The organism is Propioniciclava sp. MC1683 (assembly GCF_014164675.1).
GTDB lineage: Bacteria > Actinomycetota > Actinomycetes > Propionibacteriales > Propionibacteriaceae > Propioniciclava.
Genome location: NZ_JACJFX010000049.1, coordinates 1 through 12,276, shown reverse-complemented (window position 1 = coordinate 12,276; position 12,276 = coordinate 1). Strand labels below are relative to the sequence as shown.

Annotated in this window: 12 protein-coding genes; 2 read left to right on the top strand and 10 right to left on the bottom strand. The window is 69.1% G+C overall.

The genetic code is table 11. The features are described from left to right. Positions 1 to 449: 449 nt before the first annotated feature. The 10 genes from istB to H5397_RS16295 all read right to left on the bottom strand — a co-directional run bounded on the left by istB (position 450) and on the right by H5397_RS16295 (position 11,473). Positions 450 to 1,259, bottom strand: a complete 810-nt coding sequence (gene istB / locus H5397_RS16340) for an IS21-like element helper ATPase IstB (protein WP_182818748.1) — start codon at positions 1,257 to 1,259, stop codon at positions 450 to 452. Then, complete coding sequence (gene istA, locus H5397_RS16335; protein WP_182818750.1) at positions 1,256 to 2,584, bottom strand: IS21 family transposase; 1,329 nt, start codon at positions 2,582 to 2,584, stop codon at positions 1,256 to 1,258. The genes istB and istA overlap by 4 nt, the downstream gene beginning before the upstream one ends. A gap of 134 nt (positions 2,585 to 2,718) precedes the next feature. Continuing rightward, on the bottom strand, positions 2,719 to 3,339 hold the full coding sequence (locus tag H5397_RS16330; protein WP_182818747.1) for a DUF6602 domain-containing protein: 621 nt from the start codon (positions 3,337 to 3,339) through the stop codon (positions 2,719 to 2,721). 457 nt (positions 3,340 to 3,796) lie between these two features. Next, positions 3,797 to 4,558 carry a tetratricopeptide repeat protein gene (locus tag H5397_RS16325; protein ID WP_182818745.1) on the bottom strand — a complete coding sequence of 254 codons (762 nt, stop codon included), beginning with the start codon at positions 4,556 to 4,558 and terminating at the stop codon, positions 3,797 to 3,799. Positions 4,559 to 4,772: 214 nt separating this feature from the next. Next, on the bottom strand, positions 4,773 to 6,440 hold the full coding sequence (locus H5397_RS18985; RefSeq protein ID WP_182818743.1) for a glycoside hydrolase family 13 protein: 1,668 nt from the start codon (positions 6,438 to 6,440) through the stop codon (positions 4,773 to 4,775). Positions 6,441 to 6,788: 348 nt separating this feature from the next. Next, the gene (locus H5397_RS16315) at positions 6,789 to 8,039 is read right to left on the bottom strand and encodes a DUF4143 domain-containing protein (protein WP_309224392.1); all 1,251 of its coding nucleotides are present in this window, start codon (positions 8,037 to 8,039) and stop codon (positions 6,789 to 6,791) included. 109 nt (positions 8,040 to 8,148) lie between these two features. Beyond that, positions 8,149 to 8,616: a hypothetical protein gene (locus H5397_RS16310; RefSeq protein ID WP_182818740.1), complete on the bottom strand. Its 468-nt coding sequence runs from the start codon at positions 8,614 to 8,616 to the stop codon at positions 8,149 to 8,151. Further along, positions 8,595 to 9,287, bottom strand: coding sequence for a hypothetical protein (locus tag H5397_RS16305; RefSeq protein WP_182818738.1), 693 nt, complete (start codon positions 9,285 to 9,287; stop codon positions 8,595 to 8,597). The genes H5397_RS16310 and H5397_RS16305 overlap by 22 nt, the downstream gene beginning before the upstream one ends. 33 nt (positions 9,288 to 9,320) lie before the next feature. Further along, complete coding sequence (locus H5397_RS16300) at positions 9,321 to 10,373, bottom strand: 2,3-butanediol dehydrogenase (RefSeq protein ID WP_182818736.1); 1,053 nt, start codon at positions 10,371 to 10,373, stop codon at positions 9,321 to 9,323. A 113-nt stretch (positions 10,374 to 10,486) separates the two neighbouring features. Continuing rightward, a complete protein-coding gene (locus tag H5397_RS16295; protein ID WP_182818735.1) occupies positions 10,487 to 11,473 on the bottom strand; it encodes an aldo/keto reductase in 987 nt (328 codons plus the stop codon). On the opposite strand from H5397_RS16295, the gene H5397_RS16290 reads away from it, so the two are divergent. Together H5397_RS16290 and H5397_RS16285 are read left to right on the top strand one after the other, a co-directional pair. Further along, positions 11,472 to 11,819: a hypothetical protein gene (locus H5397_RS16290; protein WP_182818734.1), complete on the top strand. Its 348-nt coding sequence runs from the start codon at positions 11,472 to 11,474 to the stop codon at positions 11,817 to 11,819. The two genes, H5397_RS16295 and H5397_RS16290, sit on opposite strands and share 2 nt — an antisense overlap. Before the next feature lie 10 nt (positions 11,820 to 11,829). Continuing rightward, positions 11,830 to 12,105 carry a hypothetical protein gene (locus tag H5397_RS16285; protein WP_182818732.1) on the top strand — a complete coding sequence of 92 codons (276 nt, stop codon included), beginning with the start codon at positions 11,830 to 11,832 and terminating at the stop codon, positions 12,103 to 12,105. Positions 12,106 to 12,276 lie beyond the last annotated feature (171 nt).

Below are 12,276 nucleotides of genomic sequence, written 5' to 3'. Positions count from 1 at the left end.
GTGTGGCAGACTCGCACTACGAGTGCTCCTGTCAAGCAGCTGGAACGGAACCTAAGCAGTCCTATCCTTGCTTGTCACAGGAGCATTCGCCATCAGACCCGCCCTACAGCATCGGCGGATCGAGGCTCAGTAGGATAAAGGGTGGCCATACTCGTTCAACAGCACGTGTAGGTTCTCTCGAATGTGCTCTGGATAAAGGCCGATGTCCCACCAACGCATGGTTCCGCTGGCCTCAGCAGCACCGTACTTCTCACCCAGGCCCGCGAGCGCCGCGGATCTGTCCGGAGTGGCCAAACGCTGGTTCAGCCAGTAGATGAACTGGGCGAGAGGGGCGCCTGGGGCTGGGTGCTCTTTGTGCGTCACTATCGATGTCATGGGGTGCCACTGACGGCGCTCAGCGAAAGTCCTCAGTGGTGCTCACCGAAGTTCCTCAGGTCGCGGGGGTAACGCTAGCGCAGGTTTGTGCCGGTTGTGGCGCGGCGGAGTTCGTCGGCTGCGGTGGCGTGGTGGCGGAGTCGGTAGGAGGCTCCGTCGAGCGTGACGACGACGGATCGGTGGAGGAGCCTGTCGAGCATGGCTGCGGCGACTGTGGTGTCGCCGAGGATGTCGCCCCAGGCGCCGACGGGCCGGTTCGTGGTGATCACGATCGAGGTCTTCAGGTAGCGCTGGTTGATAACTTGGAAGAGGGCTGAGGCGGCCTCGCCGGGTAGGGGCAGGTAGCCGAGCTCGTCGATGATGAGGAGCGTGGGGCCGGCGAAGAACCGCATCATCGTCGACCATTTGCCTTCGATCGCGGCGCGGTGGCAGCGGGCGGCGAGGTCGGCGGCGGAGGTGAAGTAGGTGCGGTAACCGGCCTTGACTGCGGCGTGTCCGAGCCCGGTGGCGATGTGTGTCTTTCCGACGCCGGGCGGACCGATCAGGAGCACGTTGGTGGCGGTGTCGACATAGCGGCAGGTGCCTAGCTCGGCGAGCAGGGACCGGTCTATGCCGGAGGCGTGGTCGAGGTCGAAGTCGTCGAGGGTGGCCCCGGTGGGGAGGTTCGCAAACCGGAACCTGCCGGCGAGGCGGCGTGCGTCGGTCGCGGTGACCTCGACTCGCAGCAGGTGCTCGAGCGCGTGGGTGAGGGTCCAACCCTCCGCGTTCGCCTGATCAAGGACCTTGGGGAGTGCTTCGGCGGCGTCGGCGAGCTTCAGGTCGAGGAGGTGTCCGCGCAGCTGCTGGTAGACGGCGGCCGCGGTCTTGCTCTTGGTGGTGGTCATCGGAGGGTGTTCCTGTTCTTCGCGGCCTTCTCGTAAGCGGCCAGATCAATCACGGTCGCCGGCGCCGCGGCGGTGCCGGTGAGGACGGCCGCAGCGCGGAGTGCGGCGGGCCCGGGTGGGATGCGTTCCTTGCGTCGGTGCGGGCGACCGGGAGGGGCTGAGGCGAGGGCGATGGCTTCGAGGGAGGTGACGTGTCCGGTGTCGCGGATCGTGACCCCGAGCCCGGGCTCGGCGACCCGATGCCTGGCAATGACCGTCCCCGACGCGGTCGCGATGTCGATGGTGTCGGCCCCGAGCCGCTGGCGAACCTCGACTCTCGCGGCGGCGAGCTCCGGTGGGACCGAGTACCGATTCCCGCGCCAGTCGATCAGTGCCTGTCGGGTTGCGGTGCGTTCCTCGGTAACGATCACCGGGAACACGACCGGCGGCAGCGGGCGGAGCCGCTCGAGATGAAGCATCGCCGCCGCGGTCGTTTTCCCGTCCTTGGTGCGCCGCGAGCGGGCATCCTGCGACTGGGCGAACGCGTTCAGGCTGGCCTGCGCTTGCTCGACAGTGAGTTCGTCGGGCAGGTTCCGCCACCAGCGTTGCGCGGCGGTGTGGTTGTTCTTCTCGACCACGCCCTTCCGGTTCCCGCTGCGGGGCCGGCAGACGATCGGCTGAACACCGTGGTGTTTCGCGAACGCGGCGAACATCGGGGTGAGGTCGCCGGTGCGGTGATCGAGAACGGTCCGCATCCGGTCGAACCGCCAAACGCGAGTGAGACCTCCCAGCAGGGCGAGCAGCGTGGTCATCGCCGTGAGCAGGTGCGCGACGTCCATCGACGGGGACAGCGCTGCCCGCCAAACCCCGGAGTGCGCGAGCGACCCGACCAGCACGTAGGCGTTCTTGTGCGGGAAACCCCAGTACGCGGGTGGGTCTGGGAGTTCGAGCCAGTCGAACTGGGTCTCCTCCCCGGGCGCGTGCTCGATGAGCGCGTTGGGCCGCTTCGTGACATGCGAACACGCCGTGCATGCCGGTCGCAATGACCGGGCCCGGATCTGCCGCGTCAACGTCGAATACGACCCCTTGAACCCAAGTGGACGCAACTCGTCGAGCAGCGTCTGTGCCCAAAGGTGGGGGTCCTCACGAAGCCGTTCGGTGACGTAGTCGACGAACCGCTCGAACGGGTCCGGGCGGGCCTGGACGCGGACGCCGGGCTGTCGTTCGCCGGCCAAGTAGGCGCGGATCGTCTTGCGGTCGTGATTGGTGTGGCGGGCGATCGCGCTGATCGTCCACCCCTGTTCTTTCAGAGCGTGAATCTCCACGCTGCTCCTCTCTGAGAGCATGAGCAACGGGCCTCCCTCGAAGGCTGGTGTGTGGTCAGAGACCACCAGCATCGAGGGAGGCCCGCCTCATGCGGCGGAGCGACCCAGGGTGGGGAACCTCGATGAGCAGAAGTGGGGAGTTTCAGTGAGCGCCGTCACCACTCTGAACCGCGAGGGGCCAGTGTGGAGCGATAGTTGCTCAGGAGGGATGTCGTTGCTACCAGCATGACGTCGAGTTCCTCGCTTGGATGGGTAGCGTCTGCGGACGCCGCCTCGTGCCACTCGATGAGCCGGTTCGTCTGTTCGGCTCGATTTCCTTTGGCATCCACTCCGTGCGCCAGAAGCCCGAAGGGGAAGGGGCCTTGAAGGATCTCGCGGGGGCTCCTGGAGCCCGCCGGGCCGGCCGCAGCTAGGAGCTGACGCTTTTGGGTCACGGCCTCAAAGACGTCTGCTCGACGGGCGGTGGTCTTCGAGGAGAAGGCTGCGGCTACCCCGGACGAAAGTACGGATGGCTCGTGGTGAAGGTGAGTAGGGTAATCCGGTTTGAGGATCACCACGTCAACCTCATTCGAGGAGCCACCGGGGCCGACAATGTACTTGCGGGTGACTACCGGCCACCCAGGCCCCCAGTCACGTAATATTCGCGTCCAGGTGCCCTCGCCTTCGTGGCCCGCTCTTTGCGGATTCCCAGCGGTGGCGTTAGTGCGAGCCTCTTCGTAGTCGTCGGCGACAGACTGCGCGAGACGCTCTAGAAGAGTGTCGAACTTGTCTGCCACCGGTTCTCCTTGAATCGTGCTGAGCACCTCCGCCATCTTTTGACAGTTCTCTGGTGCTCGGACCTCGTTGCTGTGGTTCGTTGATCCGCCGTCATCGAGATTACTGGGTTCTCGTTCATGGATCCCCACGTATTCCCCACGCTCAAGGCATCCGACATGGGGAAGGCGACCATCGGGGCTTGTCAGGGCCACAATCTGCCCAAACCGACGACAAGTTCAACTCCTCTCTCGCGCACAACGATGTATGGTCCCCTGACTACATCAAATCCCCTCTGACAAGGACTTCGGTCCTTCTCAGTTGTGGACTCCCATGGACACGGGTGGCCTCCAGAGGCATCCCATTCCCCACGGTTCCCCACGTATTCCCCACGACATCCGGGTCGTGGGGAACCTCGTTGGCGTCGCCCGCTGTCCACCCGATCGTCCTCGCGGCCGTTACGGAGCGTGACAGGGCGTGTCACGCGGGGTGCTGCTCGAGGAGCCGCTGGGCGAGCGCGTCACCGCGCAACGCCGCGTCGACCCATGCACGGCGGGCGGCCTCGAGGTCGCCGTTGTCACGCCAGCGCGTGCCGAGGTTCGTGAGCGCCTGGACGTCACCGGCCTCGGCGGCGACGAGGAGCACCGCCTCGGCGTCGTCGGCCCGGCCGTCCTCCTCGAGGAGCAGCGCAAGCGTCACGGCGACGCGCGTCTCGCCGCGCGACCAGTGGTGGTCGAGGTGCGTGAGCCCCTCGGCCACCGGGGTCGCGTCGCGCAGCGCGTGCTCGACGGCGGACTCCCAGCTCATGGCGGCGGACTCGGCGACGATGTCGTCGGCCTCCTGTGCGAGGCCGATGCGACGCAGGACGCGCGCAAGCCGCACTGGGGTCTCCGGGAGCTCGAGCGCCCGCGCGTAGTGGAGCGCCGCACGGTCGTCGTCACCGCAGGCCTCGAAGATCTGCGCCGCCATGAACGCACCCTTGGCGTCACCCGCCTCCGAGGCCGCAACGAACCCGGAGCGCGCGATCTCGGTGCGGCCACGCTCGTGGTGGAGCAGCGCGAGGTTGTATGTGGCCTCGGGGACACCCGCCTCGATGGCCTTCTCGTAGAACGGCACGGCCGCGTCGTCGCAGCCGAGCGCGCGCAGGTCGTTGGCGATGTTGAAGAACTCCTCGGGCGCCGACGAGCTAAGCCGATGCAGGGCGACGCGGATATCCTCCGCTGCGTCGCGCGGCTCCGACACCGTCGTCGGGTGCGAGTGCGTCGTCGTGTCTGCGGCCAGCGCAGGACTCCTCGGTGTGAGGGCGACCGGATCGTTCCGGGCGCACCGCCTTCCCTGGCGCAGAGCGGACAGGGGTCGTGCACTCAGAAGTCTGACAACGCGCACGGGGGTCAGCAACCGGTACAGAAGTGGGTCACCCGTCGCCGAGCACCCTCATTCGCCCGACCGCCCGCGGTCAGGCGAGGACACCCGCAGACTCGCCCGCGAGCATCCCCCCGACGAGCGGCGCAGTCGCGAGGAGCAGCTCACCGTCGGGCAGCGGCGCCGCCTCCTCACCGAGGTTGACGACGAGCGTGAGCGCCCGGCCCCCGACGCCCGCGGCAGGGGTCCGGCGCAGCACGAGGCGCGTCGCCGTCTGCTCGAGCCACTCGACGTCACCGCCCCGCAGCGCGGGCTCGGCACGCCGGAGCGTGCCGAGCGCCCGGTAGAGCGCGAGCATCGAGGCGTCGTCGTCGGCCTGGGACTCCGCCGTCAGCGACGCCCAGTCCTCCGGCTGCGGCAGCCACGTCGTCGTGCCGTCGGGCGCGAAGCCGAACGGCGGCCGCGAGCCCGCCCACGGCAGCGGCACGCGGCAGCCGTCGCGCCCGCGCGACGTGCCGCCCGAGCGCGCGACGATCGGGTCCTGGAGGACCTCGGCAGGGAGGTCGACGACCTCCGGGAGCCCAAGTTCCTGCCCCGCATACACGTAGGCCGCGCCCGGCAGCCCGAGCAGGAGCACCGCCATCGCGCGAGCGCGGCGCGTGCCGCGAGCGAGCGCGGCGTCGTCGAGCGGGAGCTCGGCCGTCGAGCCCGGCACGTACTCGCCCTCGAGCCGCACGTCCGCGCCGTAGCGCGTCACCGAGCGCGTCGTGTCGTGGTTGTCCGTCACCCACGTCGTCGGCGCACCCACCGCGCCGTACGCCGCGAGCGAGTCGTCGACCGCCGCGCGGATCGCGGCCGCGTCCCAACCCGCCTTGACGAAGCGGAAGTTGAACGCGAGGTGCATCTCGTCGGGCCGGAGGAAGAGCGCGACGACATCGTCGGGCGCCCCCGTCTCGATAACGGCCATGCGGTCGCCGTCGTAGGAGTCCATGACGGCGCGGAACGCCCGGTAGATCTCGTGGACTCCGCTCGCGTCGTCCTTGGGGATGAGCGGGTTGCCGTCAGGCGTGTCCTCCCACGCCGTGTCCTTGATGAGCGCGTCGGACACGTCGATGCGGAAGCCGTCGATACCGCGGTCGAGCCAGAAGCGGAGGATGCGCTCGAACTCGGCGAGGACTTCGGGGCGACCCCAGTTGAAGTCGGGCTGCTCGGGCGCGAAGAGGTGGTAGTACCACTGGCCCGGCGTGCCGTCGGGCTCGGTGACGCGCGTCCACGACGGTCCGCCGAACGCGGAACGCCAGTTGTTCGGGGGGAGCTCGCCGCGCTCACCGCGTCCGTCGACGAAGTGGAAGAGCTCCCGCTCGGGGCTGCCGGGGCCGGCCGCGAGCGCGGCCTGGAACCAGGGGTGCTGGTCGGAGCAGTGGTTGGGGACGAGGTCGATCGTCACGCGCAGGTCGCGCGCGTGCGCGGCCGCGACGAGCGTGTCGAGGTCGTCGAGCGTGCCGAACATGGGGTCGACGTCGCAGTAGTCGGCGACGTCGTAACCCGCGTCGACTTGCGGCGACGGGTAGAAGGGCGAGAGCCAGAGGGCGTCGACACCGAGCGAGGCGACGTGGTCGAGGCGGGCGGTGATGCCGGCGAGGTCGCCGACACCGTCGCCCGTCGTGTCCCCGAAGGACCGCGGGTACACCTGGTAGAAGACGGCCTCGCGCCACCAGGGCTGGGTCGTGGCGGGCGTGGTCTGGGCGCTCTGCGGGGTCACGCACCCAGCCTATGCGTGCTCGCTGCAACGTTGCTCGCGTGTCAGATCCGACGGACCTTCGTCCCTCCCGCGCACGATGCCCCGGCTGGGTACCCTAGGGCCTTGAGTCCTGTAGGGGTGACCGCGGCGCTGGTGACGGGCCCATTCCTGCTGGGATACCTGGCGGGGGCTTGGCTAGCGTTCCTGCAGCAGTCGCAATGCTGGCGGACACCGGATCGACGACGATGTGCGAGGCCCGAAGATGGACGTCGACCTGGGCACAGTTGAGCGCTCACGACCATCGGGTAGGTGGGTGAACGCCGTGCCATCGGCCTGTGGATTGGGTGACGCCAATCGGTAGGCGGGTGGTCAGGGTCCGAGGAGTGCGAGCGGGACGACGGCGATGCCGTCGGGGCGGCGGTAGGCGTGTCGGCCGGTGTAGATGATCATCCGATCGACGAGGCGGTCGCCGAGTTGTCCGCTGAGCCAGTTGAGGTGTTCGACGTCGGCGGGTCTGATGGTGTCGGTGAGTTTGACCTCGATCGCGACCGTGGAGCGGTCGGGCGCCTCGACGATCAGGTCGATTTCGTGGTCGGTGTTCTTGGTGCGTAGGTGTCCGATGTGGGCGTCGGCTGCTTCGGCGTAGACGCGAACCGATTGGGCGGCCAATGACTCGAACAGTGCCCCCAGCCAGGTGCCGGTGGCTGCGTGGACGCGGTTTCCTTGTCCTCGGAGGAGTCCTGTCTTGCCGACGCCGACGAGGCGGGCGGCCAGGGCGGGGTCGACCAGGTGGTGCTTGGGGGAGTGGGTGAGTCGCTTCAGGGGGGCGAACGCCGGCGTCCAGGCCTCGATCGGGTCGAGAAGGAAGATCCGTTGTAGGTGCTGGCGGTAGATGTCGGCGGTCTGCCGGGCCGGCTTGTCGCCCTCGCCTGGTGTGGCGGCGGCCAGGATCGTGGCGAAGGCGGCGTCGGTCGCGGTCGCCGCAGCATACGCGGCCAGCCACGCTCGGAGCGCTGCGGGACGCCGCACGTTCACCCCGCTGTCGGGCAGTTCTCGCTCGACGATGCGGGTGAGGTAGCTGTCGAGTTGGACCTGTCGGGCCTGTTCGGGCAGGTCGCGGATCCCGGGGAACCCTGAGCGGAGGATTTCGTCGGTGTAGCCGGGCAGGTCGATGGGGGAGGTCCCGGTGATCGCGGGCCGGACGCCGGCGAGCATGTCCCGCAAGGACACGGACGGTTCGGCCAAGCCCCGCTCGCTGAACGCCAGTGGCCGCATCGTCAGGCTCACGATCCGCCCCGCCCCGGAGTGCACCCGCACACCGGGCGCCACCCCGGCCGAACCCGCGAGTAGGAAGCGGCCACCGGTGGGGTCGTCGTCGACCGCACGCCGCACTCGATCCCACACGTCGGGTTCGAGTTGCCACTCGTCGATCAGGACCGGGCCGGGAACGTCGGTGACCAGGTCCAGATGGCTGGACACGGCCGTTCGCTCGTTGGGGTTGGTCAGCGACAACACCGTGGCCACCCGCTGGGTGGCGGTCGCGGTCTTGCCCACCCCTTTGGCGCCCTCGAGGGCGATCGCCGCCAGGTGAGGGAAGAGTTCGTCGAGGGTCCCGTCCACGATCCTGCGCCGATATTCCACCCATTCACCCTAACATTCGGACGGTGTTCTATCTAACAACTCGACACCTAAACACCTAACATCTGGACACTCGGGCGTCCTCTTGCCATCAGGCGTGGTCACGTTCCGGTCCGCCGAGCAGGCCCGCCTTCATAGGGCCCGTTGCCAGAGTGGCCGCAGCCGGGTCGTCGATTGCGATCAGGCTCAGGACGCTCCACCGGATCACCTCCCCGGGCTCGACCAGCCGCCTTCTGACCCGGCGTCCCAGCAGAAGGGCGAGCGCCAGTGCCGGGAGGACGAGGAGGTTCACCGGGACGACTCCGGCGCGCTCGTGCGTGACCACGTTTGCGAGGGGCCCAACGGCGACCGCGAACACCAAGACCGGAAACCCCCACTGCCGGGCCCGCAGGGCGAGGAAGACCTGGGCCACGACAGCACCGAGGAAGACCACAATGATCGCCACCACGGAGATGCCGAGGGGGTTGAGCGTCGTTGGCGGCAGGCCGAGGGTGGGGCCCTGCGCCCAGGCCCAGGCCGCCACAACGCCGCACGACGTCACCGTGATGATCCGACCCACCCCGTGAGCGACCGGCTCTGGCGCGAACAGGGCCGCCAGAACCACCAGGAGATCCCCACCAGTGTCAGGGGCCGAAGAAGCGCCAGCAGGAGGAGGGAGATGGCGACCAGTACGCCAACGGCAGCCATGGCCGATGTGATGCTCACCCGGAGCCGCCCTGCGAGGCCCGCCCCCTGGCGCAGGTCGCTGAACGGGACGAAGGACTCCAGCGCCAGGAGCACGATCACGAGCAGGGCCACGATCGCCGACTGCCCCCAGCCGGTCAGCGCCGTTCCCTGACTCACCAGGTAGCCGACCAGCACCAACGTGGCTGCGGTCTTGACCGCGAGCGCCGCCCAGGCTCGGCGCTCGCTCTCCGGGGTCAGCCACCGTCCGATCCACCCCTCAGCGCTGAACGCGTCGACCAGGCGACCGAGCGTCGTCCGCGCGTGCACGGTGGTGCTGGCCCCCAGTGACCCGACAGCCGCGCCGTACCCGACCAGCATGAGGAGTCCCAGCGCGGTGGATCCCCACCAACTCCGCACCAGACCTTCGCCGGACGGGATGGAAGCGAGGGCCGCCACGAGCACCACGAGGACAACGGCAATGGCGAACGTCGGGAAGACCACCCAGCGGCCGGACCGGAGCAGGGTGGCTCGGCGTCCGCCCTCGCTCCCCGGCCCGGACTGCATGAATGTCCTCCCGCTCCACCAACTCCTTACGTGTCACACGGCTTCGACCAGGATCTTCATGGCCTTGCCCGCACGCAGCCGTTCCATGGCATCGGCGACGCCGGCGAGGTCGGTGGTCTCGACCCAGCCGGTGAAGTCGTACTTGCCCTCGGCCATCGCGGCGATGACCTCGTCGTACTCCTCCTGCAGGTAGCCCAGTGTCGCGCAGATGCGCCGCTCGCCCATCACGAGCAGGGTCGGGTTGAACTCCACCGCCTTCTCGTGCAACGCCACCACGGTCATGAGCCCGCGCGCACCGAGCAGCGCCACGGCCTGCACGAAGGCGGGGCCGTTGCCGGCGGCGTCGTAGGCGAAGTCGAGGCCCTGCGGCCCGGCGACCTCGGCGATGACCGCGGCCAGGTCCTCGGCCAACGGGTCGACGACGTGCGTCGCCCCCACCGCCTGGATCGCTGCACGGCGCTCGGCCGAGGGCTCCGACACGATCACCTTGTCGATGCCGTTCGCGCGCAGGGCGAAGTAGGTGCCGATGCCGATGGGTCCCGCGCCCACGACCAGGGCGGTCGCGCCCGGCTGCGCCTCGGACACCTTCACCGCGTGCCAGGCCACGGCCATCGGCTCGACGAGTGCACCCATCTTCAGGTCGACGTTGTCGGGGAGCTTGTGCAAGCGGTCGGCCGTGACCGTCGTGTACTCGGCCATGCCCCCACCGTGGGAGTAGACGCCGTGGAACGAGATCTTCTCGCACGCGTTCGGCAACCCGAGCTTGCAGGCGCGGCACTCACCGCAGGAGTAGACGCCCCACACCGCGGCCTTGTCGCCGACCTCGACGCCGGTGACGCCCTCGCCCACTTCGGCGACCGTCCCGGCGAACTCGTGGCCCAGGATCTGGGGGAGCGTCGCGCCGGTCAACGGGTGGGGCTTCGAAAAGTCCATGCCGCTCGCCTCGGGCGCGAAGTAGATGTGCAGGTCTGACCCGCAGATGCCCGAGTAGGCGTTGCGCAGCTTCACCTCACCGGGCTGGGGGCTGGGCTCGGGTACGTCCTCGACCCGAACGTCTTGCTTGCCGTGGAACTGGAGTGCCTTCATGGCCGGTCCTCTCGTCAGGCTGGGGCAGCAGAGCACGCCGGGCGCCCACACTGCTGCAGGTCTGCCTCCAGCTTGCCCTGCCCACGCCTTGCGCGAGGAGGAACGGCCCAAGGTCACCAGGACGCGTGCACGTGCTCCCGGATGCGTCGGTCGTACAGCGCGGCCACGGCGTCCCGCTGGGAGGCCGACAGCGGGGGCAGCGAGCCGGCGGCAGCGTTGGCCCTCGCCTGCTCGGCGTTGCGCGCACCCGGGATGACGACGCTGACCCCGGGGGTGTCGACGATCCAGCGCAGGGCGAACTGCGCAGGCGTCACGCCCTCGGGCACCAGGCCGGCGAACTCCTGCGCCGCAGCGATGCCGACGTCGTAGGGCACCCCCGAGAACGTCTCGCCCTTGTCGAACGAGGCGCCCTCCCGGTTGTACGAGCGGTGGTCGTCGACAGCGAACTCCGTGTCCGCGGTGTAGCGCCCCGAGAGCAGGCCGCTCGCGAGGGGGACGCGGGCGATGATCCCCACGCCCGCGGCGACGGCGGCCGGGAGGACCTCCTCGAGCAGCTTCAGCCGGAACGCGTTGAGGATGATCTGCACGCTGGCGACGTTGGGTCGCTCGATGGCGGCCAACGCCTCGTCGCACCGCTCGACGCTGACGCCGTAGGCGCGCATCCGGCCCTCGGCCACCATCGTGTCGAGCGCGTCGTAGGTCGCCTGGGTCGTGAACACCGGTGACGGCGGGCAGTGCAGCTGCACCAGGTCGAGGGTGTCCATCCCCAGGTTGGCACGGCTCCGGTCGTTCCAGGCGCGGAAGTTGTCGAGGGTGTACGCGCCCGCCACGTGGGGGTCGGCGCGGCGTCCCATCTTCGTGGCCACGAACACCGACCCGGCCGGGCGCTCACGACGGAACCGGCCGACCAGCTGCTCGCTGCGGCCGTTGCCGTACACGTCGGCGGTGTCGAAGAAAGTGACGCCGGCGTCCGCGGCGGCGTGGAGGGTGGCCAGGGCGTCCGACTCGGGGACCTCACCCCAGCTGCCCCCGATCTGCCAGCAGCCCATGCCGATGACCGAGGTGTCGAGGCCCAACCGTTCCATGCGTCGCGTGTCCATGGATCCCACCCTGCCGAAGATGCCCCTCAACGACGCCGAGACGATGATCCACTCCTACCTCCGCCACGGCCTCGCGCCCGGCGGCCACCGCGACGACCGGCTCGACCACACCGACGGCATCGGCTGCGGCGCCATCGACGGCCTCGACACGGTGGTCACCGTCATGACCGACCCCGACCTGGTCGACGACCACAAGCGCCTCGTCCGCACGCTCATGGGCGCGAGCTTCGACCGCGACAACTACCTGCGCGTGCTCGGGGCAGCCCTCATGCTGCGCGCCCGTGAGGACACCTACTTCGCCGACCGCGGCGAGATCCTCGACCTGCTCGACCGGCTCGCCCCCTAACAGCGTCTCGGTGCTCGAGGGCGGCCATCGCGAGTGCCTGGTCGTGGTCAACTTCGTGCCCGACACGACGATGGCGTCCAACCGGTTCGCCGACGACCACGGCGGGTTGCAGGCCTTCGGCTACGACATCTGGCGCTCGCGCCAGCTCGCCGAGACCCTGCTGCCGCTGCCGTCCCAGGAGGTCGACCGGCACCGCTTCGTCATGGCGCGGGTGATGATCACCATCGCGACCCTGATGGTGCTCACCGACGGCACGCTGCCGCTGCTGGCCCGCGTCCCCGGCTAGGGCGTGTCGCGTAACTGATTTGGGTGGTTTGGGTCAGGGTTGTCTTTGTGACCAGGAGTCCTCAGTTCAGTGACGAGATGTGGGCGCGGATTGAGCCGTTGATGCCGCGTGGGGGCGCGAAGGGCGGCCGTCCGTGGAATGACCACCGGCGGACGGTGGAGGGCATCTGTT